Below are 20,383 nucleotides of genomic sequence, written 5' to 3' on the forward strand. Positions count from 1 at the left end.
TACAGCTTAGTGCATTACCCAGATTCCACCAGCCAATACGGAGAGAACCGTGATAAACGTTTGATACACCACATCCATAATGAGATTCCCGATACTGTCTCCATCTGCCTTGCGATTTTTAATCATGACATAAGTATGTGACCAAAGACCACTTAATCCGTATATGTACATCGTTACCAATACACCAACCCAAAAGTTCCCTTGGAACCAGATGGCCATAATCCCCATAACTCCAAGCCCTACCTGGGAAAAACCGTATTTAACCTGAAATGGTCCACCAGGCCATCCTAACATTTTGGCTGTCTGATCCGCTCTGGCAATGTTGACAACATAACCAATCACTCCAACCAATCCAAACGTAACCACAAACTGATGAAGCAGCAACACCCTGCTAATCTCGCTCATTTCCCCGGGAAAACCTAACACATATAGGTGTACTCCCCCTGAAATTAGACCTAACAACCATAGAACCAAAAACCACATGCCTGTCCCACTCCCGCCGTTTTTTATTTGGAATCATTTGTAACTAAATGTACAATCTTGTAGTTAAACACATTATATAATCGCTTTTACATTTGTCAATTCATACATAATTTTCTAGTTTGTCGAAGCTTTTGTCATTTTTCTTCTTCTGTACGCAAACAAGAAAACCATATAGTTCCATTTAACTTGAAAATAATAGTAATTTAGACCTATTATTACATTAAAAGGTTTGAAACCTACTTCTTTTTTAACGCTTCAAAAGAACCACAACTCATTTATTTGACATAGCTGATAGTTCAATTATCATTCTGTTTGATCATCTACGATTACAGAACAACAGCAACTATCCATTAAAATATAATATAAAGGAATTGACATCCGATCTCTTTGTAACTATTATAGTTACAACGGTGGTGATTATCCCATGAGACAAATCAGCAGTCGCTTTTCCATTGCGGTTCATACCCTGTCCCTGATCGCTGTTATGCCCAATGAATGCACCGGGGATGTGATCGCGCAGAGTGTGAATACAAATCCCGTGATTATTCGGCGGATTATGTCCAAGCTGAAACAGGCTGGACTGATTGACGTCAGACCCGGTGTGGGTGGTGCTTCCTTGTTGAAAGATCCAGCCGACATTACCCTTCTTGATGTATATCGAGCGCTTGAGGTCGTGGAGGATGGGGAATTGTTTAACTTTCACAAACATCCGAATCCGAAATGTCCGGTCGGCAACATGATTGAACACACCTTGCGTGCCGAACTCATTGAGGCTCAGACAGCTATGGAACAGCGCTTGAATCGTGTAACCATACAACAGATGATGGATCAGATTCATGTCTCTGAATAAAAAAGCTCATAATGAGCTTTTTTTAACCCTTTCGTTGTAATCACACCTGTTATAACATTTTCGATTACAACCATATGCAAACAAAACACATATCCTAGGAGGAAAAGAAAATGAAAATTTTGGTTACTGGCGCAACAGGTCATTTGGGTTCACTGGTTGTAGAGGCATTGTTGAAAAACAATTCTGCCAAGGATGTGGCAGTAAGTGTACGTAATCCAGAGAAAGCGGAAGCACTCCGCACTCAAGGGGTTGACGTGCGTCATGGTGATTTCGATCAACCGGAGACGTTGGAGAAAGCTTTTGCCGGTGTTGACCGTCTGTTGCTCATCTCAACTGATGGTGACAATGAAACGCGTATTCGCCAACATCAGGCTGCCATTGACGCTGCCAAGAACGCAGGCGTGGGTTTCATCGCTTATACAAGCGTTGTGAATGCAGAGAAAAATACCCTTTCCCTGGCGGAGGTTCACCGCGCTACAGAAAAAGCTATTCGTGAATCCGGCATTCCGTATTCCTTCCTGCGCAATAACTGGTACCTGGAAAATGAAGCAGGCAGTGTGCAAGCAGCTACCCAAAGTGCACCTTGGGTTCATGCCACCAACAACAGCCAAGTAGGCTGGGCTACCCGAAGTGACTACGCCCATGCTGCTGCAGCTGTTCTCGCAGGAGAAGGACATGAGAATACCGTATATGAATTGTCCGGCAAACTACGCACGCAAGCTGAACTGGCTGCCATTGTTGGTGAAGTGCTTGGGCAGGAAATCAACGTGCAAAACGTGGACGATGCCGCTTACGCTGACATCATGAAAGGTGCAGGTCTACCGGACTTTGTCGTATCGATGCTTGTTGATATGCAAAGTGCCATCCGTGAAGGCGCATTGGCTGTAGAAAGTGATACTTTAGAGAAATTGCTTGGCCGTCCGGCTCAGCCACTTAGCGAAAGTATTAAAGCAATTGTAGGCAAGTAAGTTTTGAATATGAGAAAGGGACACACCAACAAATGTTGGATGCGTCCCTTTTTGGTGTGGCTAACGATCAATATAACGATATACCCGTTGAACGGATGACTGTACACTCAACCCATTCATTGCGACTGCTGCAATTTGAGATAGGTATTTATGCTTTCCACAACAGTTCATCACTCATTGCTCACCAGTCACTGCTCACTGCTCAAGAATATAACGTGCAGGAATGTGATCAGCCAGCCAGATATTTTCGTTTCCATGATAAAAGAGGATTCCGTCTGTGGCCGCTTGAGCAGCATTGATTTTCAAAATGACAGGCTGATCATCTCGTCTTCGTCCCACCTGATTGGCCGTATCAATATCTGCGGACAGATGTACATATTGCCTTTGCCGCGGCTGTAAGCCATGTTCCATAATAGAATTTACTGCGCGTGCCGGGGTCCCATGGTACAGGGTTTCCGGTGGCTCAGCAGATATTTTCGATATCTTATGAGGTGTCGAATGTCCATACAATGCCCGAATACGGCCAGAACGGATTTCATGTCTCTTTTTCTCCGAGGTTTGGATCATCTGCTCCAGATCGGCTTGTGTGACTTCCTTCCACTGCGGACTTTCATGTAAAGCCACCAGCAATTGCGAGATTTCCACCCAACCCTCTTCGTCCAGTTCCAGCTCATACTCCCATGGTGCATGTCGCAGAGCGTATGAGAGTTCCTTGCTTAATTTCATCAGATCCAATACAATCATCTCCCACATCTAATAAAACTGTCTATTTTTGCGATTGAACCGCGGTTAAAATCTCCTGAATGTTACGTTCCAATCCTTCATCGTCTTCCTGATTGAATTGGCGGTGTCCATCAATCCCACGTTGGATAATCGTATTCATCACCGGATGAACCTCACGATCGGAAGCCACCCGAATCAGATCATCGGCAAAATCAACCGCCTGCTGCTCACTGTAATTAAATGGTTTAATCAACATCCGAATGCTCAAGGCATGGGCCTGCGGCTCCGCCAGCTGATCCCGATGAGTGATGCCATACACCGCGCCAAAACCAAAAGCAGCCATGACCTGACGCTCCAGTTCTGTTGTCTGTTCCAAAGGCGTGCCAATCAGCTCACACATTTTGTCCACCATCTGCTCCAACTCGTTTGCTGCCGCAGACAGAATTACGTCATTAATATCGTCAGCGTTGATAAAATCAGTCATATTGGTTTTCTCCATTTCTGCACCGTATTTGATCCATTCTCTTAGACTCTATGAGAACATTGTATCGGAGTTGGGGTGTTCGTTTCAAATTCTATCTATAGGTGGAGCTGTTAATCACGGCATGATTTATCGTCTGGCTAACTTCGAGACGAACTCTATAAAATATAACGTCATTCAATTACATCCGATTCCCTATAACATAATAAATAACAAAAAAACCAAATCTCCTCTTTTATAAGTCGACTTGGTTTAATTTATTGTACGAATATGCTCATCTAGCATACCATTTTATAAAAGAGGTGTTATAACTCAAGCCATCTCATGTTGCTTTTTCGACTCCACTTCATAGACCTGCGTATGTTCATTCTCGGCTAAAGACCATTCCACTGTACCTGGCTTGCGCACTTTCCATACCCAGGCTTGAACTCGCAGCGAGCTTCTGACCCAAGCTAAGGAAGCACAGCGTTTCTCAGAACGAACCGTCAACCCCCAATGAATAACACGAGCGAGCCAAGGATTCACATACTCATTATGTGAGCGAACAGATGGCAATTCATCCTGGAACAACCGCTGTTTCACGTCCATAGGAGGTTGCCCGCATGTCCAATAATGGAGCAGAGCTGCCAAACTATAGATGTCCGACATCGGTCCCTGACTGGATTTCTCCGAATAAAACTCCAGTGGAGAATAACCTGCCGATGTGAATATCACCTGTTTCTCTCCGGATTGCATAGGCCAACGGGTAGCTGAGCCAAAGTCCAGAAGTTTGGGTGTACCATCCTCCATAACCATAATGTTGGAAGGTTTCACATCCCGGTGAAGAATGCCTTGCTTATGTATGTAATCCAATGTATCCACCAGTGGAAGCAGCGTCTCCGTTATGAAAGCAGCATCAAGAGCATGATTATGTTCATTCAAATACTCGGTCAATGTGATTCCCGTGCAGTATTCCATAACCAGATACCCCGTACCATTTGCTTCAAAATGATCCATATACGATACAATATGGGGATGATCCAGTTTCGATAATAGTTCACCTTCGAGTAGAAATGCAGCCAGTAACTCCTGATATTGCCCACCGTATCCTCGTGAAGAGCAGAACACCCCTCGCTTGTCTGCCTGCCGTTCAGCCATTCTCTGTGGGAAAAATTCCTTAATGGCTACTTTGGCACCTGTGTTACGATCTCGCCCTGCATATACAATAGCCAACTCACTGCTGGCTAATACCTGTCTTACCTGATATGTATCATTTATAATCACATTGCGCTGCAATGCCATTTTGCAATTGTCTTTTCTCATAACAGACCTCTTTTCAACCTTGTCGATCGGAAGACTTTCCGCGTAAATGCATCACTTGGTTTAACCAGTCAGCAATTCATCGCCAACTATACATATAAACCAAATGATGCAATTTGAAACACCTTAACGCGAAATATTTAAATATTAATGATATCAAGCCTTCTGCGATATACTGCTAATCCCTATCCACACTACTCTATAGAAGAAAAGCATTCTCTTATATAGAGTATCGACAGATGGATGTAATTACTTTATTAAACTGGAGAATAACATTTCTCATCCTTCATTTGCAGCTTTTATTAATAATTATTCTGTAAAAAACGCCCGATTTCCTCGTTCATCTGAACCAATACGTCCTGTGAAGGAAAATGTCCTGTATCATACTTGATGGCTTCTACATTCGTAATAATCTTTTGAGCTCGCTCAATACACTTATCCGCAGGGAAAAAGACATCCTTCTCTCCTACCAATAACAAGGTTGGTGACGTATAATTCACCAGTTCTTCCCGCTCCGTAAGCTTGGGCAGATCCTGATCTATACTGACGTATTTAAAAAGTTTACCGATAATGTTTTTATCCATTTCTTTCATGCAGTTGCACGACATGTTGTCCGTAATTTTTTGCAAAGAAGATGGTGAAGACGTCATGCGATACTTGACGAGTGGCAACGTGATATCCTGAGCTGTTTTAATTTTGGAATTGACCGCAAGACCCGCAGGAGCAACCAATACAGCACACGAGATGCGTTCCGGAATATAGGTAGCCAGTCTGAGAATAATGCCTCCTCCAAACGATGGGCCGATAAATGCACTCTTTTCGATATCATAGTGATCCAGCAGATCCGATACCCATAATGCCAAACTATCAAACCGTGTCGAGATACTCGCTTCCTCACTATAACCAGGATGACCAATCGTATCAGGAGCTATAATCCGGTATTCTTTAAATAAAGAAGAGAACCATGACAATGTCATCGGATTCACACAATTACCGCCCTGGAGAATAAATAACGGCTTGCCATCTAGAGGACCCGTCATTAAAACATGCGTCTTTCCAAAACGCGTCTCTACATACTCCCGAGTAAATTTCTCACCCAACTCGTTCAAATAAATCTCATACTCTTCAAGTATGCTGCTCTTGCCTTCTTCACTTCTATAAATGGAACTCATGTCTGCCTCCTGCAATATATACTCAAATACCCCATTCTATTGAATGGACTTGCTAATCAGTGGACCAAAAAGATAAAGAGGGCCTGCAGATGACAGGCTCCTCCATATGTTTAACTAATCATATTCAGATGATTATAGAGCGGAAACTGGAAATTGTAAATAACGATTCTAATAGACCAGAAATAAAGGAGGCATCCTTTGGAAAAATTCCTACTTCCGGCCGTAATCTGCCTTGATTTCGCCCCACTGTTTGGTCTGCCATTTTAGCACTTTATTGCTGTACGTATTCGTCTGGAGCCACTGCTCCGCACGATCAATCATCAGCCAGATCTCTTCCGTGGAGTTGTCCCGTGCTAATGTCGTGGCTACTTTTTTCTGCTTTAGCCATTTCATGGCATTGACCGAGTCGGTATACACCGTTTTGGTACTGCCTTCTTTTTTCAGATGTGCAAGGGCATGTACAATGGCCAAAAATTCGCCCAGATTGTTCGTGCCTTTGGAGATCGGTCCGACGGAGAAAATAACCTCACCGGTGCGGGTGTCTACTCCTTTGTATTCTACAGGTCCGGGGTTACCACGTGTGCCCACATCAACAGAGACGCTGTCGTAATCCACTTCCTCTGACGTTTCCATGCCAGCACTTCTTCCGCTACCAGCCGACTTTGTCTTCGACGCTCCGCCTGCACTTGAACCCCAGTTCCCTTTCCAGCCAGCACGATACGCTTCTTCTGCGGCTGCTTTGGACTCATAGGATTTATATTTTGCTCCAGTATAATGATCCGTCTGCGCTTTGCAATCTGCCCATGTGTTATACACACCCGGCTTCTTGCCTTCCCAGACAACATAATATTTCTGTTTTGCCACTGTAACCCGCTCCTTTGTTCACTTCATCAATACCCTATTGTAAACGATCTGGTGGGCGGAATGAAAGCTATGGATTTGGCCATCTGCATAATTCCTCCAACTCCAGAACAGTCTAAGAAACAAAGCGCATACTGGAATAGAAAGGAATATACGTATGGACTGGATATGGAAATCTGTTTTACTTGTACTTATCGGCATGATTCTGCTGCGAATTGCAGGACGCAAGTCGATCTCACAGATGAGTGTCGCCACAACGGTCATCATGATCTCCATCGGAACAACGATTGTACAACCCATCGCAAATCATGAGCTTGGCAAAGCGATTGGATCAGCATCGGTCTTCATTTTGACATTGCTTGTAGTGGAACAACTGCAATTGAAATTTAATATTTTTGAACGGTTAATGAGTGGCAGTTCCAAAATCGTGGTAGAGGACGGAAAGGTCATTATCCCGAATCTGAAACGTATGCGTTATACGATGGATCAGCTTGAGATGCATATGCGACAGCACGGAATTACAAGTGTAGACGATCTGGAGACAGCAACGGTGGAACCCAATGGTCAACTTGGTTATGTCCTGAAACGACATGCTCGTCCCGTGACGATTGGAGATCTGGAAGAGATCCTACGAAGTTATGCGATTACAGGTAGTAGTCCAGCAACGGGAGAACACCCCCAACAAGACAACAGCAACAAGTCTTCAACGCATAGCGATAATTCCTCAGATATTTTTCAAGAAGTCAGCAAAGGTGCTCATGCTCATCCCGTTGATCCCAAGCTTCAATAGTTGATCCCTACCCCCACCTAAAAAACAAAAGACCGGCCTTGTGAGCACTCAACAACATCGCTCCAACAGGCACGGTCTATTTTCACTTCAATTGATTATTTCGAAAGATTTCTCCACGTCATCCAAACAAAGATATAGCCCCAATCAACGTGTACTCAGGTAAGCAATGCCTAAGCCGCCCGTAACTGGATTTGTATAGATTTCACAATCGACATCAAATACCTCACCAATCATCTCGCGAGTCAGAATATCAGCCGGTTTGCCATGGACCACAATCTGGCCCTTTTTCACCACATAGAGATAATCGCAATATTCTGCGGCGAGTTCGAGATCATGCAGCGCTGCCAATATACCAATGCCGAGTCCACGGACAATATTTAGAATCTGAAGCTGGTATTTGATGTCCAGATGGTTCGTCGGCTCGTCCAAGATCAGGAATTGGGGTTGCTGTGCCAAGACACGCGCCAAGACGACACGCTGTTTCTCCCCACCAGACAGAGACACGTAATTGCGGTCTGCATGTCCAGTCAGATGTACTTTTTCCAAAGCCTGCTCGACGATTTCGTGATCCCGTTCATTATCCGTCTCCAGCATTTTTTTGTGTGGGGTACGGCCCATCATGACCATCTCGCGTACTGTAAAATCAAAACTCAATTCATTAAACTGGCCAACAACGCCCATGTGTCTGGAAACAAGCTTTGGACTGGATTTGAGAATATCGGTATTGTCCAGAAAAACCTTGCCTTGCTGCGGTTTGATCACTTTATAAATGCTCTTGAGCAGCGTTGACTTGCCACAACCATTCGGTCCGATCAGCCCAACGAACTGTTTACCGTTCACCTGTAATGAAATATCCTTGATGATGTCCGTGTTCAGCACAGAGATGGATACATTTTCTACGTTCAGCTTCATGTTTAATTTCCTCCAAAACCGTAGCCTTTTTTGACCAGCATATACATAAACATTGGTGCACCAATCATGGCCGTAATAATACCGATTGGCAACTCCACGCTGGATATGAGGGATCGTGCAATAACATCCGTCCAGATGAGGAAAATGGCTCCAAACAGCACGGATACAGGCATCACTTTACGATGGTCGGAACCCACGAGACCTCTGACAATATGCGGAATAATGAGTCCAACAAAACCAATCATGCCACAGCTCGCCACCATAACACCTGTCACCAAAGCGGTTAACAGCATGTACAGTCTGCGATACACACTCAGATTAATGCCCAGCGTAACAGCTGCTTCATCCCCCAATAACATCGTATTGAGAACTCTGGACTGTAAAAGGAAAAATAGAATCGCCACCAGCACGACGATACCCACGAGTGGAAGCTTGTTCCATCCGGAAGCCGCCAGGCTGCCCATGGTCCAGAATGTCACCGTTTTGATGCCTTCAGCATTGTTGGCAAAATAAATAATAAAGTTCGAAAAAGCGCTACATAACGCGTTAATCACCATTCCCGCAAGCACCAGCTTGACCGACGTCATTTTCCCCCGAATCCCTGCCAAAGTCAGGACCAGTAAGGACGCACCCATCGCACCGGCAAAGGCCCAGAAAGCAACCCCCGTCTGACCAAGCCACCCAATCGCACCAAATCCAATAAGAATTGCAAAGGTTGCTCCAAGTGAAGCACCTGAGGATATACCCAGTATGTAAGGATCAGCGAGCGGATTCTGCACAGCAGCCTGCATAACAGCACCGCACAAGGCCAAGCCTGCACCGATAAACATCGCCATCAGCACACGCGGGAAACGAATCTGCCAAATGATATCGGTAAAGGAACCTGCCTCAATGGGTGTTGTCCCCCACTGAAATCCCGTTAATTTGTATAATAGAATACGATATGATTCCGCCAGTGGAATTTGTACCTGTCCAATGGAAACTGCAATACCTACGGATATAAGCGTAATCATGATTAAAGCTGCAATCAGTAAAGCAAACCCGGATTTACTATGAATCAGAGACTCTCTTTTCCCCATACGCTGTGTCTGAACCTGAACCGTCTGTGCCATCTCTTCCCCCATCAATTCGCGTAAAATGTAGAACAAATTAAATTTAGCTATTTACAATGTGTTTTCTCGGATTATAATTGAGAATGATTATCTTTGTCAATTTAAAACACATAGAAAAGGGGTTCATCATTTAATGAAATTCACATCCAGAACCATTGGCTTCGCTGCTCTAAGTCTCCTGTTACTGCTGCTTGCAGCCTGTTCGAACGCTTCAACTTCTTCCCCTGCCGAAGAAACAACTTCACCTACTAACACGACAGAAACTTCAGCTCCTGCTGAGAATACAAATAAAACGACGTACCCGCTCACCATTGAAAATTTCACGATCTCGGGTGAGGGTGGCGAGTGGAAACCCAAAGTGCAAGTATTCGATAAAGCACCTGAACGTGTTGTTGCGAATACCCAATCTGCGGCTGAGATGCTCATCAAATTAGGTCTGACCGATAAAATGGTCGGTGTTGCTGCTCTATATGGTTCCGTTACACCGGATGTGGCTGATGATTTCGCCCAAATTCCGGTATTGTCCAAGGATTATGTAGGTAAAGAGCTGGTTGTAGGTGCAAGCCCGGATCTGGTTCTCGGACGGGGCGACCTGTTCGCTGATGCAGACTGGGGCGTGGGTACCGTCGATGGATTGAATGACTTGAATATCCGCACGTTCCTGCAAACGACGAATCACAAAGGCACACTCGAAAGCCTCTATAGCGATATTGCACAACTTGGAAAGATCTTCGACGTTCAAGAGAATGCCGCAACTTTCACGGAAAGTCTGAAGACTCGTGTTGCAGCCATTAAGGCAAGTGTAGCGGATCAGCCTGAGCAACGTTTTGCTTATATCGTACCCGCTACAGAAGACACCATTACGGTAAGCAGCATGCAGAACGATACGTATCAGCTTGATGCACTTGGCCTGTTGAAGCTGAAAAATACGTTTGATGGTGTGCAAGGTGAGGTAAGTGTTGAGCAACTGATCACAGCGAACCCGGACTACCTGCTCTTGTCCGCGTATGCCGGTTCACCGGATATCGATAAGCTAATTGAGAACCTGTATGCCAACCCTGCCCTGCAAAGCATGAACGCGATCAAGAACAAACAGATCTATGTCACAGATTTCAGCCAGTTCTGGGGTTATGGATATCAAATTCTGGATGGCATTGAGAAAATGGGACAGGAAATGAAAGCTAATCCGATGAAGTAATGACTTGAGCCAATGAGCAGGAGAAGACATTCTCCCTGCTCTTTTGCTATATTGGGCGTGCAAGAAATCACGGATCAAAGCTTGACATTAGTTTGATAACAAACTATATTACACGTATGAAAACAAGAGACGCTATTTCACTCATATCCAAAATTAAAGAGAAGGTCAACCGTTTCATCCTTACTGAGATGGCTGAGCAGGGAATCCAGGATCTCGCCACGTCCCATGGGGATATCATCTATGCCCTGTACAACAATCACAGGATGACCATGGCTGAAATCGCCAAAAAAATTGGCAAGGATAAATCCACGGTGACTGCACTTGTGGACAAATTGGTGCGGACAGGATACGTCCTCAAGGAGCGTGATGCAACAGATTCACGAGTTGTTCATGTGGCTTTGACTGCAAAAGGCGAACAATTAAAGCCTGTTTTTGAAGAGATATCTCAGCGCATGCTGGACGCGTTCTATGCGGACGTTACGGAAGCTGAGAAAAAAGAACTGCTACGAATTTTAATGAAAATCCATAGCAACTTCTAATTTTTTTCGGAGAAATAGTTTGATATAAAACTAATATTTCAGAGGAGTTTTTTGGTATGACGGACTACACTCAATTTTTACCGGAACATGAGGTAAAGAAGATCGGAGAACATGATTTACACTTGGAGATATTCGCAGGAACCCCGCCTCATGACGAAAAAACAACGACCCAGAAGCCCCCACTGCTGTTCGTTCACGGTGCATACACAGGCAGCTGGATGTGGAGCAAATATATCCCCCACTTTGTCAAGCACGGTTGGACCTGTTATGTCATGAACCTGAGAAGTCACTACAAGAGTCGGGTCATGGATATGACAAAGATTACGTTTGACGATTATTTAGAGGATATTCGTGAAGTGTTAGCCGAGTTCAACGAGCCTCCCGTCCTCATTGGCTTTAGCATGGGTGGAATTCTCAGTCAAAAGATTGCAGAAACCGTTACTCTGGCAGGCCTGGTTGTGATCGACGCCAGTCTGAGCAAGGAAGTGCATGAGCTAATCCCCTACCCGGAAAGTAATCGTATCACACCTGGAATTATCATGCCTGCACCTGTCCGTGATGAACTAACCAGTATAGATGAGACGGCAGAAGACATTGCTTTTCAGCGTAAATATCTTCAGATGGAGTCTGCGAAGGCATTTAGCACATTTTCCGTGATGTTTGGAGCAGATGGCGGTGTATCCATTAATGGCGACCTGATCCATTGCCCCAGCTTGGTGATTAAGGCTGTTTCCTGTGAAGACGAAGATCAGAGAGGCAAATTAACTGCCCAACAGCTGGATGCTGAATATGCCGGACTGTGGGATACGACCCATACAGGTTTACTGGTAGGCCAACGGTACAAGGAACCTGTCGATATCATCCTTGAATGGGTGAACAGACAATTCCCCTTTGAATTAACGGAAAAACTCACAAAATAAAATAAATACCATGTTAATACCTCCTTTTTACCTTTAATCCTGTATGCAAAAGTTTATTTTTTTTAGATAAGCTTATATGCATAGTTCTGGATAGGATTAAACGATAAGAAAAGAGGTTTTTATTCATGGCCATTAACACACCCCTCCCAAAACAAAGGGAGCTACCTTCCATATCTTCAGAACGCCTTCCGTGGGCTGGGCTTCTTGCATTAGCCATGGCGGGATTTATTTGCATCCTCACTGAAAGCTTGCCTGCGGGACTGCTGCCGCAAATCGCAAAAGACTTGGGGATCACAGAAGCCCTCACAGGACAGTTGGTGACTCTTTATGCCATTGGATCACTTGTTGCTGCCATTCCATTGACTGCTGCTACACGCGGATGGAGACGCCGACCTCTACTGTTAGTATGCATTAGTGGTTTTCTTGTCTTTAACACCGTTACCGCCTTATCGTCAGATTATATCCTTACACTTGCTGCTCGTTTCATGGCGGGAGTCTCTGCGGGTGTGTTATGGGGCATGACAGCAGGTTATGCTCGTCGGATGGTTCCGGATTCGTTAAAAGGTAAAGCCATGGCTGTGGCTATGGTCGGCACTCCGGTAGCATTAGCCCTGGGTGTCCCAATCGGTAGTTTTCTCAGTTCTTATGTCGGCTGGCGCCTCATCTTCGGGATGGTATCTCTTCTAACCGTAGCTTTAATCGTATGGGTTCTCTGGAGAATGCCGGATTTTGCCGGAGAGCCAGCTGGTGAACGTCTTCCGCTGCATAAGGTGTTTTTAATTCCGGGAGTTAGGCCTATTCTGTTTGTTGTTCTGGCCTGGATGCTTGCCCATAATATCCTTTACACCTATATTTCTCCCTACCTAGCCCAGACCGTATTTGCTAACAGAGTAGACTTGATTTTGCTCATTTTCGGTATTACTTCCATTGTTGGAATTTGGTTAACCGGAATGCTCATTGACCGATTTTTGAGGAGATTAGTAATCATTAGCTTGGCAGCATTCGCTCTCGCGTCTGTCGTGATGGGAATCGGTACTCATCAACCTATGATTATTATCCTTGGCGTCATGATCTGGGGACTTACGTTTGGCGGAGCCGCGACACTGTTACAGACTGCCATCGCTCAAGCCGGAGGCAAAAGTACAGATGTCGCCCAATCGATGCTGGTTACAGCATGGAATCTGGCGATTGGCGGAGGAGGCATCATCGGGGGCATCCTTCTTGAGCTATTTGGAGCAGGATACCTTTCTGGGGCGCTGTTTATCTTGCTTATTCCTGCTTTGCTTGTAGCTATGCGTGCTTATAAATATGGATTTACCAGAGCAAATTAACAGGAAGGCATTTTGCATGAGTTACACGCAGGAGGAAAGAGGAGTTCACTTGATGTGGACTCCTCTTCTGTTTTTCATTTTAAAGACCAGAATTTTATTCTGCCTGTGCCAACAGATTTGGTCCTTCCACTAGATTCTTATGTGCAATTGGAGAAGACATGGTGATTAAAGTCATGTAAGTACCGTACGGATCACACTTGTTCTGAAACTCCTCGAGTCCCTGAATGGTATCTGTGAGGATTTTCAGCAAGTAATTGTACTCTCCGCTTATCCGATAACATTCCACAACTTCAGGTGACGCACGACAGAAATCCAGGAAAGGATAACAATCCCGCGTACGAAAAAGAACATAGGCTGTGCTCTGCTTGCCCAATTTGGATGGGGAGATTACGGTTCGATATTCCTCGATAATTCCCTTTTCTTCCATTCGTTTGACTCGTTCAGTAACGGCGGGCTGAGATAACCCCACCAGTTTGCCGAGTTCGGTCATGGACAATCTCGCCTGATTCTCCAAGTGATACAGAATATGCTGATCTATTTCGTCCATGTGATCCACTCCTTTAAATACATAAGATATATTCAGAAATTACCTTAAGTATATTCGCAAATTCATTATAATGCCTTTAACAAACCATGTAATACAAGATCAATCATTTATATAATAAACACAGTTATCACGAGAAATCAAATACATCAGTTGGTGAGAGGAAGATAAACATGAGAAAAAAAGACATGACGACATTGCATAATTATGTGGATGAAGCCATTGACCGCGCTCTAAGCGAAAAAAGAATCGTAGGAACAGTTGTACAGGTTGCATTAAGAGGGGAACTGGTATATAGCCGGGCTGCTGGTTTCGCAGACAGGGAGCAAAAACGCACCATGTCGGAAAACGCTCTGTTTCGACTTGCTTCCGTAACCAAACCTATTGTCTCGACAGCGGCTCTGGCATTAATCTCACAAGGAAAGCTGAGTCTGCATGATCCGGTGACACGCTGGCTGCCTGCATTCCGGCCCAAACTTGCTAATGGCCAGGACGCTTTAATATCAGTACATCAGTTGATGACACACACCGCAGGCTTGACATACCGTTTCTTCCAAGAAGATCAGGGAACCTATGAGCTTGCAGGAGTATCGGACGGAATGGATTGGTCTGAAATTAGTCTGAAGGAGAATCTGCAAAGGCTGGCTTCTGCTCCTCTTCTGTATGAGCCAGGCAACATGTGGAGATATTCCATTGCAACAGATGTACTTGGTGCCGTTATCGAAAAGGTAACTGGGATGTCACTACGAGAAGCTGTCCAAACGCTGGTTACTCATCCACTCCACATGACCGACACTGACTTTGTTGCGGTGGATTCGGAACGATTAACAGCCGCATATGCTAATGGTTCTGAAGAACCGCGTCTCCTTCATCAGGTGTTGGAGCTGATTCCTTTTATTGAGGGCACTGCTGGCTTCCGACTGTCACCCAATCGTGCGAATCGTACTTCTGCTTACTTGTCGGGCGGAGCGGGTATGGTTGGAAGTACCGGAGATTTTCTTACTTTACTTGAAGCCTTGCGACAAGGAGGACAGCCTCTCCTTACAGAAGCCGTTGCGGCTGAGATGTCTACCAATCAAATCGGTGATCTCGTGATGCCATATTGGCCAGGCAGAGGGTTTGGCCTTGGTTTTACCGTACTTAAAGATCCTGTCGCAGCCGGTACACCGGAATCCCCGGGTACGTGGCGAATGGGTGGAACATACGGTCATTCCTGGTTTGTTGATCCAAAAGAAGAACTTAGTGTTGCAGCATTCACCAACACGGCACTTGAAGGGATGTCGGGCCAGTATACAACCGATATCTGTGCTGCCATCTACGCGAGCATTCGTGAAGGCAAAGAGGCTGCAAGAATTTAAATACGAATAACCGCCCAATATCATTGGGCGGCTTTATTTGGCAACGATGGTAAGGCTACTGTCTGTTATTACTCAAATTTTTCTTTTTAAAAAGGTAGATCCCCGCAACAAGAATAAACCACACCGGCGTGACAAACAGCGCCACTCGCGTATCCTCAGCCAACGCCAAGACCACCAACACAAAAACCAAAAACGCCAGAATGAAGTAGTTGGAAAACGGATATAGTGGCAACTTGAAGCGACTGCGACTCGCCAGTTCCGGCTGGGTACGGCGGTATTTCAGGTGACAGATTACCATGATGCCCCAGACGAAGATGAAGCACACAGTCGACACACTCGTGATCAGCGTAAATACACCCTCTGGCATGATATAGTTCAGCACAATCGCGATCAGAATAACGATCGTGGAGAAAAACAGCGCATTGGAAGGGACTTTCCTCTTGTTCAGTCTTGCAAATGATTCAGGTGCGTTGTGATCCTTTGCCATGGAGAACACCATACGGCTTGTACTGAAAATGGCACTGTTGCACGCTGACGCTGCGGAAGTCAGTACCACGAAGTTCACAATGCCTGCAGCAGCCGCAATACCCACAGCGGCAAACACTTGTACAAACGGACTTTCAGTAGGCACTATGGCGTTCCACGGGTAAATACTCATAATAATCAGCAGTGCGCCAACATAGAAGAGCAGTACCCGGATCGGAATCTGGTTAATGGCTTTCGGAATAACCTTCTCCGGGTTCTCCGTTTCCCCTGCTGTGAGTCCCACCAGTTCCATGCCTACAAAGGCGAACACCACCATCTGGAACGATATGATGAATCCATGCATTCCATTCGGGAACCATCCCCCATGACTCCACAGATTGGTGAAACTTGCTGGACCCTGATCCGTGGTAAAACCTTTGAAGATCATATATAAACCAACAACAATAAGTGCCAGAATAGCCACGACTTTAATTAGGGCAAACCAGAATTCCATTTCACCAAACAACTTGACCGTCGCCAAGTTCATGATTAACAATATGACCAACGCAATTAACCCCGGCATCCACTGAGGTACATTCGGAAACCAAAACTGTGTATACAATCCAATGGCCGTAATATCAGCCATGGCAATGGAGATCCAGCAGAACCAATAGGTCCAGCCTGTAATAAATGCCGCCATATTTCCCAGGTAATCACGCACAAAATCGACAAAGGAATGATACTGCAAGTTGCTTAACAGCAGCTCTCCCAATGCACGCATGATCAGGAATAATACAACCCCCGTAATGATGTAGGCCATCAAGATGGACGGCCCTGTCAGTTGGATCGTTTTTCCTGCTCCAAGAAACAGACCTGTACCGATCGCACCTCCGATCGCCATCAACTGCACATGCCTGTTCTTTAATCCCCTTGTTAACGTTTCTTGCTGCATGATCAACCACCACTCTCTTTCTGCAAATGCTCTCTACGATGCAAAATATTATTACTCATCATATAATAATCTGCCCAGAATACATATCCCTCTTTTATATATTTTTTTGCACAGCAAAGAGGCCACCTTTGTAAGAGGTGACCACTTCATATGCTCCTATTTCATGCCCTGGGCTTTTATCAATCTTAAGTTACATCCGATCCATACTATTATCAGCCTATGTACATTCCTTTGTTATTCTCATGCCAAGTTATGCTGATAATACATATCTATAGAAGTATTTTAAAATAAAAGTCAAGCATAGAGCGGCAACAACTAAAAAGGTAATCGCTAATGAACGTTCGTTTTTCCAAATTCGAATAGCATTAGCAACATTAATTATGAATAATGCAAGCAAGTTAATGGTACCCGAGTTTGATTGAAACGAGTTGAACACGATCATCATAAATCCTACAATCCAGATTAACAAAAACCACAGTGGAATCTTCTGAAAAAGCTGCTTCATTATGATGTACTCCTTATATATTAAATTGGTCTGTGTACAAGATATTCTTCAACGGGAATGGAAATTCCTTTATTTAGGTCATAATCCCAAATAATTAATACTATTTAGATCCAGTTTTAAGTATCTTCACAGTAAAAAGGGCTCCCGATAAAGGCGCCCTCTGGTCTGTTAATCTATTCCTTTTTCTTTTCCAATCTGTTTTGAGGATATCAATTAGTGTAATTTCATTGCCCTCTTTGTCCGTGCCATTTTCAGAGAGCGCAGTGTATCAAATTTTCGATCTTAATGCATCTCCCTACAAATGCGGAAGGTTCAGAAAGCACCATCTTTTTAACGAAAAGCGCTATCTATCCAACAACTACTTTTGCTTATAAAACTCGTGGTACAGCTTCATTAACGCTCGCTTCTCAATCCGTGATACATAAGAACGTGAGATGCCCAGTTCCTTCGCAATTTCGCGTTGAGTTCGTTCCTCCCCGCCTGCTTCCAGGCCAAATCGACCGATTACAACTTCCTTCTCCCGGTCATCCAGGATATCTAGATTGCGATAAATTTTGCTTTTTTCAATCTTGAGCTGTACCCGATCTACAACATCATCAGCTTCTGTGCCAAGGATGTCGATTAATGTAATTTCATTGCCTTCTTTGTCCGTACCGATAGGGTCGTGCAGGGATACGTCTTTGCGTGTTTTCTTCAGGGAACGCAGATGCATAAGTATCTCGTTTTCAATACATCTCGCCGCAAATGTGGCAAGCTTCGTGCCTTTGCCTTGTTGAAAACTTTCGATCGCTTTGATCAAACCAATGGTTCCGATGGAAATCAGGTCTTCCTGATCTTCACCCGTATTGTCGAACTTCTTGACGATATGCGCGACGAGGCGCAGATTGTGTTCAATGAGCAGATTGCGAGAGTGGGCATTGCCTTCAGCCATAAGGCGCAAATGTTTGGCTTCATCACCCTCAGCCAGTGGCTGGGGGAACGCATTATTTTTGACATACGAGACGAGTAACGTTAACTCTTTAATGAATAGAGCAATTGCGGTAAACAATCCGGGCACAGATGACACCTCCTGCAGTTTTACAACGATCTGGCCTGAGCACATGTGGGAACAGGGTCGATCTATTGTATGTAGGCAGAGGCCCAGAAGTGCACGTACACTTGAAAAAGGGGATGATCTTGCGAAGATTTCACAGACTCACAGAAACTATGGAGCCCACCCGCTGAAGTAGGAGAAATTCTCTTTCCACACTTTCGATAAAATACTTCTTCTCACCAAATAGGACAACATCATTCTGGGCTAATGAAACATCGCTTTTAAAATAGATCACATTGTCCGTTTCCCGAAACGCACCTTTGTAATAAAACATCAGATCCCTCTCCTTCATAACAGTACCTATGTAATAAATTAAACCAATACTTACACTCTCATTAACCCCATCTCCAAAATTAAAAATACCCATGTGCTCCTTTCCGATGACTTGATTCATAACAAAAACCCCAGCTCTGTAGGAAACAGAACTGAGGCTGCGGCATATCCAATATGAATCCCATTAAATTTTCTAGGAATACCGGTTAATCACTTGAAGATTCGTTGTGAGAACTGATACAGGCCGCTGTTCCAGACAGATGGTTCGTGTCCACCTACATCCAGATAAAAGGTATGCGGAATGTTCATGCTGCTCAAGCCATTTTTGAAATTCTGGCTGACCCATAACAGACCATCACTCGATCCACAGGAGATCCACAACAATTTGAGTTGGCTAGCGACTTGTCCCGGGTTGGAAACCAGCTGCGATACAGATTGAGTATTCGGTGCAGCCGAGAAGGCCCCTACCCAAGCGAAGGTATTCAGATTTTTCAATCCGAAGTTAAGCGACTGCCCACCACCCATGGACAGTCCGGCTAGCGCACGACTATTCTTGTCTTTGTACACCGGATAATTGGCCTCGATATGAGGAATCAGATCCTTGATCAGGTCTTGCTCAAACCGTTCAAACGCAGCCACTTTGTCCGGAGCAAAAATGTCACCGACTGGACGGTCGTCCTTCATGGCACGGCCATTCGGCATGACAACGATCATCTGGGACAGCTTGCCTTCCGAATACAGGTTGTCCAAAATGTTCTTGGGTTTCATTGCATTGACCCACTCATGCTCATCCCCGCCGATGCCGTGCAGGAGATACAAGACGTTATACTTTTTATTCGGAGAATATCCTGGCGGTGTATACACGGTCGCTTTCCGTGTATTGCCCACCGTTGTGGAGTAATAGGATATCAGATTGGTATTTCCGTGCGGAATATTGTTTCGATAGCCATCAAAACCCGGTGGTGCAGGCACCACCGGAGTGTTAGCCAGCGCATTGTTTGCGTCATTTCCGGATACATTCATAGATTCATACGCTGTGTTCTGAGCACCAACCTCGCTGGAATCCGTAGCAAAAGCCATTGTTGGGGCAATCATGGCAACGATCATCGAAAGACTTAAAAGGATTGTAATACGTTTTTTCATCTCAATTTCTCCTCTCAATTTTGTCAAACTTAAGTATGCGTTTCTCGAAGTTTCACTGGATTACGCTTGATGCTGAAGTTCAACTTTTTTCTAACGCGGTGAAGCAAGCTTCCTCTCAATCCAATATTGAAAGCCCTTACAACAAACGAGTTAGATCACCTCCCTTCCCTTCAGAAAAACACTGAAACATGTAGATTCCACTCTGTTTTTCCGACATAGAATTACTTATATAGTATATTTAAACTTATTTATCCATTTTTTGCAACAATATTTTCATTTCTAGCGATTCAATTCAATGATCTTATAGCGTCAGAGTTTTTCTTCTTTCTTCTTTCTTCTTTCTTCTTTCTTCTTTATTCTCGAATCACAATTAAAATTGTAAAATACTGTTGTTAAATTGAATATTTTACC

Annotated in this window: 21 protein-coding genes; 8 read left to right on the top strand and 13 right to left on the bottom strand. The window is 44.6% G+C overall.

The window, feature by feature from the left end; genetic code table 11:
* Nucleotides 1-6: 6 nt before the first annotated feature.
* Nucleotides 7-483, bottom strand: a complete 477-nt coding sequence (locus V6668_RS21810; protein ID WP_026080959.1) for a DUF6790 family protein — start codon at nucleotides 481-483, stop codon at nucleotides 7-9.
* 424 nt (nucleotides 484-907) lie between these two features.
* On the opposite strand from V6668_RS21810, the gene V6668_RS21815 reads away from it, so the two are divergent.
* Nucleotides 908-1,333 (top strand): Rrf2 family transcriptional regulator, encoded by a 426-nt coding sequence (locus V6668_RS21815; RefSeq protein WP_036668516.1) that lies wholly within the window; start codon nucleotides 908-910, stop codon nucleotides 1,331-1,333.
* Nucleotides 1,334-1,443: 110 nt separating this feature from the next.
* Entirely contained in the window at nucleotides 1,444-2,301 is an 858-nt protein-coding gene (locus V6668_RS21820) for an SDR family oxidoreductase (protein WP_338706648.1), read from the top strand.
* A 195-nt stretch (nucleotides 2,302-2,496) separates the two neighbouring features.
* Here V6668_RS21820 and V6668_RS21825 read toward each other — a convergent pair whose 3' ends face one another.
* The 5 genes from V6668_RS21825 to rnhA all read right to left on the bottom strand — a co-directional run bounded on the left by V6668_RS21825 (nucleotide 2,497) and on the right by rnhA (nucleotide 6,840).
* Nucleotides 2,497-3,036 (bottom strand): RNA 2'-phosphotransferase, encoded by a 540-nt coding sequence (locus tag V6668_RS21825; RefSeq protein ID WP_338706650.1) that lies wholly within the window; start codon nucleotides 3,034-3,036, stop codon nucleotides 2,497-2,499.
* 31 nt (nucleotides 3,037-3,067) lie between these two features.
* Complete coding sequence (imm48, locus tag V6668_RS21830; protein ID WP_338706651.1) at nucleotides 3,068-3,508, bottom strand: Imm48 family immunity protein; 441 nt, start codon at nucleotides 3,506-3,508, stop codon at nucleotides 3,068-3,070.
* Between the two features lie 309 nt (nucleotides 3,509-3,817).
* Complete coding sequence (locus tag V6668_RS21835) at nucleotides 3,818-4,807, bottom strand: serine/threonine-protein kinase (protein WP_338706652.1); 990 nt, start codon at nucleotides 4,805-4,807, stop codon at nucleotides 3,818-3,820.
* Between the two features lie 299 nt (nucleotides 4,808-5,106).
* Nucleotides 5,107-5,976, bottom strand: a complete 870-nt coding sequence (locus tag V6668_RS21840) for an alpha/beta hydrolase (RefSeq protein WP_338706653.1) — start codon at nucleotides 5,974-5,976, stop codon at nucleotides 5,107-5,109.
* Between the two features lie 210 nt (nucleotides 5,977-6,186).
* The gene (rnhA, locus tag V6668_RS21845; RefSeq protein ID WP_036668512.1) at nucleotides 6,187-6,840 is read right to left on the bottom strand and encodes a ribonuclease H; all 654 of its coding nucleotides are present in this window, start codon (nucleotides 6,838-6,840) and stop codon (nucleotides 6,187-6,189) included.
* A gap of 154 nt (nucleotides 6,841-6,994) precedes the next feature.
* Between rnhA and V6668_RS21850 the strand changes: the two genes are divergently transcribed.
* On the top strand, nucleotides 6,995-7,627 hold the full coding sequence (locus V6668_RS21850) for a DUF421 domain-containing protein (RefSeq protein ID WP_338706654.1): 633 nt from the start codon (nucleotides 6,995-6,997) through the stop codon (nucleotides 7,625-7,627).
* A 144-nt stretch (nucleotides 7,628-7,771) separates the two neighbouring features.
* On the opposite strand, the gene V6668_RS21855 is transcribed toward V6668_RS21850, so the two are convergent.
* Nucleotides 7,772-8,539, bottom strand: a complete 768-nt coding sequence (locus tag V6668_RS21855) for an ABC transporter ATP-binding protein (protein ID WP_047843839.1) — start codon at nucleotides 8,537-8,539, stop codon at nucleotides 7,772-7,774.
* Nucleotides 8,540-8,541: 2 nt separating this feature from the next.
* Nucleotides 8,542-9,618, bottom strand: a complete 1,077-nt coding sequence (locus V6668_RS21860) for a FecCD family ABC transporter permease (protein ID WP_218034852.1) — start codon at nucleotides 9,616-9,618, stop codon at nucleotides 8,542-8,544.
* 166 nt (nucleotides 9,619-9,784) lie between these two features.
* Between V6668_RS21860 and V6668_RS21865 the strand changes: the two genes are divergently transcribed.
* From V6668_RS21865 to V6668_RS21880, 4 genes are all read left to right on the top strand, one after another.
* Complete coding sequence (locus V6668_RS21865) at nucleotides 9,785-10,849, top strand: ABC transporter substrate-binding protein (protein ID WP_338706657.1); 1,065 nt, start codon at nucleotides 9,785-9,787, stop codon at nucleotides 10,847-10,849.
* 116 nt (nucleotides 10,850-10,965) lie between these two features.
* Nucleotides 10,966-11,388 carry a MarR family transcriptional regulator gene (locus V6668_RS21870; protein WP_338706658.1) on the top strand — a complete coding sequence of 141 codons (423 nt, stop codon included), beginning with the start codon at nucleotides 10,966-10,968 and terminating at the stop codon, nucleotides 11,386-11,388.
* Nucleotides 11,389-11,444: 56 nt separating this feature from the next.
* Nucleotides 11,445-12,308: an alpha/beta fold hydrolase gene (locus V6668_RS21875; RefSeq protein ID WP_338706659.1), complete on the top strand. Its 864-nt coding sequence runs from the start codon at nucleotides 11,445-11,447 to the stop codon at nucleotides 12,306-12,308.
* 125 nt (nucleotides 12,309-12,433) lie between these two features.
* Nucleotides 12,434-13,639, top strand: a complete 1,206-nt coding sequence (locus tag V6668_RS21880; RefSeq protein ID WP_338706660.1) for an MFS transporter — start codon at nucleotides 12,434-12,436, stop codon at nucleotides 13,637-13,639.
* Between the two features lie 94 nt (nucleotides 13,640-13,733).
* On the opposite strand, the gene V6668_RS21885 is transcribed toward V6668_RS21880, so the two are convergent.
* Complete coding sequence (locus V6668_RS21885; protein ID WP_017687134.1) at nucleotides 13,734-14,186, bottom strand: Lrp/AsnC family transcriptional regulator; 453 nt, start codon at nucleotides 14,184-14,186, stop codon at nucleotides 13,734-13,736.
* A gap of 170 nt (nucleotides 14,187-14,356) precedes the next feature.
* Here V6668_RS21885 and V6668_RS21890 point away from each other — a divergent pair, with 170 nt between their 5' ends.
* Nucleotides 14,357-15,541 carry a serine hydrolase domain-containing protein gene (locus tag V6668_RS21890; RefSeq protein ID WP_338706661.1) on the top strand — a complete coding sequence of 395 codons (1,185 nt, stop codon included), beginning with the start codon at nucleotides 14,357-14,359 and terminating at the stop codon, nucleotides 15,539-15,541.
* A 55-nt stretch (nucleotides 15,542-15,596) separates the two neighbouring features.
* On the opposite strand, the gene V6668_RS21895 is transcribed toward V6668_RS21890, so the two are convergent.
* The 4 genes from V6668_RS21895 to V6668_RS21910 form a co-directional block, all read right to left on the bottom strand.
* Nucleotides 15,597-16,958, bottom strand: a complete 1,362-nt coding sequence (locus tag V6668_RS21895; protein ID WP_338706663.1) for an amino acid permease — start codon at nucleotides 16,956-16,958, stop codon at nucleotides 15,597-15,599.
* Nucleotides 16,959-17,821: 863 nt separating this feature from the next.
* Entirely contained in the window at nucleotides 17,822-18,520 is a 699-nt protein-coding gene (gene sigK, locus V6668_RS21900; RefSeq protein ID WP_017687130.1) for an RNA polymerase sporulation sigma factor SigK, read from the bottom strand.
* Nucleotides 18,521-18,650: 130 nt separating this feature from the next.
* On the bottom strand, nucleotides 18,651-18,950 hold the full coding sequence (locus V6668_RS21905; protein WP_338706665.1) for a hypothetical protein: 300 nt from the start codon (nucleotides 18,948-18,950) through the stop codon (nucleotides 18,651-18,653).
* Nucleotides 18,951-19,039: 89 nt separating this feature from the next.
* The gene (locus V6668_RS21910; protein WP_422395289.1) at nucleotides 19,040-19,852 is read right to left on the bottom strand and encodes an alpha/beta hydrolase; all 813 of its coding nucleotides are present in this window, start codon (nucleotides 19,850-19,852) and stop codon (nucleotides 19,040-19,042) included.
* Between the last annotated feature and the right edge of the window lie 531 nt (nucleotides 19,853-20,383).

The organism is Paenibacillus amylolyticus, assembly GCF_036894225.1.
Classification (GTDB): Bacteria; Bacillota; Bacilli; order Paenibacillales; family Paenibacillaceae; genus Paenibacillus; species Paenibacillus amylolyticus.

What these genes read in the sequence shown, in the direction of transcription:
- imm48 (WP_338706651.1), bottom strand. Translation starts at nt 3,508, where the DNA reads ATGACTGATTTTATCAACGCTGACGATATTAATGACGTAATTCTGTCT.
- V6668_RS21835 (WP_338706652.1), bottom strand. Translation starts at nt 4,807, where the DNA reads ATGAGAAAAGACAATTGCAAAATGGCATTGCAGCGCAATGTGATTATA.
- V6668_RS21890 (WP_338706661.1), top strand. Translation starts at nt 14,357, where the DNA reads ATGAGAAAAAAAGACATGACGACATTGCATAATTATGTGGATGAAGCC.
- V6668_RS21905 (WP_338706665.1), bottom strand. Translation starts at nt 18,950, where the DNA reads ATGAATCAAGTCATCGGAAAGGAGCACATGGGTATTTTTAATTTTGGA.
- V6668_RS21815 (WP_036668516.1), top strand. Translation starts at nt 908, where the DNA reads ATGAGACAAATCAGCAGTCGCTTTTCCATTGCGGTTCATACCCTGTCC.
- V6668_RS21865 (WP_338706657.1), top strand. Translation starts at nt 9,785, where the DNA reads ATGAAATTCACATCCAGAACCATTGGCTTCGCTGCTCTAAGTCTCCTG.
- V6668_RS21850 (WP_338706654.1), top strand. Translation starts at nt 6,995, where the DNA reads ATGGACTGGATATGGAAATCTGTTTTACTTGTACTTATCGGCATGATT.
- V6668_RS21895 (WP_338706663.1), bottom strand. Translation starts at nt 16,958, where the DNA reads ATGCAGCAAGAAACGTTAACAAGGGGATTAAAGAACAGGCATGTGCAG.
- V6668_RS21910 (WP_422395289.1), bottom strand. Translation starts at nt 19,852, where the DNA reads ATGAATGTATCCGGAAATGACGCAAACAATGCGCTGGCTAACACTCCG.
- V6668_RS21855 (WP_047843839.1), bottom strand. Translation starts at nt 8,539, where the DNA reads ATGAAGCTGAACGTAGAAAATGTATCCATCTCTGTGCTGAACACGGAC.
- V6668_RS21840 (WP_338706653.1), bottom strand. Translation starts at nt 5,976, where the DNA reads ATGAGTTCCATTTATAGAAGTGAAGAAGGCAAGAGCAGCATACTTGAA.
- V6668_RS21885 (WP_017687134.1), bottom strand. Translation starts at nt 14,186, where the DNA reads ATGGACGAAATAGATCAGCATATTCTGTATCACTTGGAGAATCAGGCG.
- V6668_RS21820 (WP_338706648.1), top strand. Translation starts at nt 1,444, where the DNA reads ATGAAAATTTTGGTTACTGGCGCAACAGGTCATTTGGGTTCACTGGTT.
- V6668_RS21810 (WP_026080959.1), bottom strand. Translation starts at nt 483, where the DNA reads ATGTGGTTTTTGGTTCTATGGTTGTTAGGTCTAATTTCAGGGGGAGTA.
- V6668_RS21870 (WP_338706658.1), top strand. Translation starts at nt 10,966, where the DNA reads ATGAAAACAAGAGACGCTATTTCACTCATATCCAAAATTAAAGAGAAG.
- V6668_RS21880 (WP_338706660.1), top strand. Translation starts at nt 12,434, where the DNA reads ATGGCCATTAACACACCCCTCCCAAAACAAAGGGAGCTACCTTCCATA.
- V6668_RS21860 (WP_218034852.1), bottom strand. Translation starts at nt 9,618, where the DNA reads ATGGGGAAAAGAGAGTCTCTGATTCATAGTAAATCCGGGTTTGCTTTA.
- V6668_RS21875 (WP_338706659.1), top strand. Translation starts at nt 11,445, where the DNA reads ATGACGGACTACACTCAATTTTTACCGGAACATGAGGTAAAGAAGATC.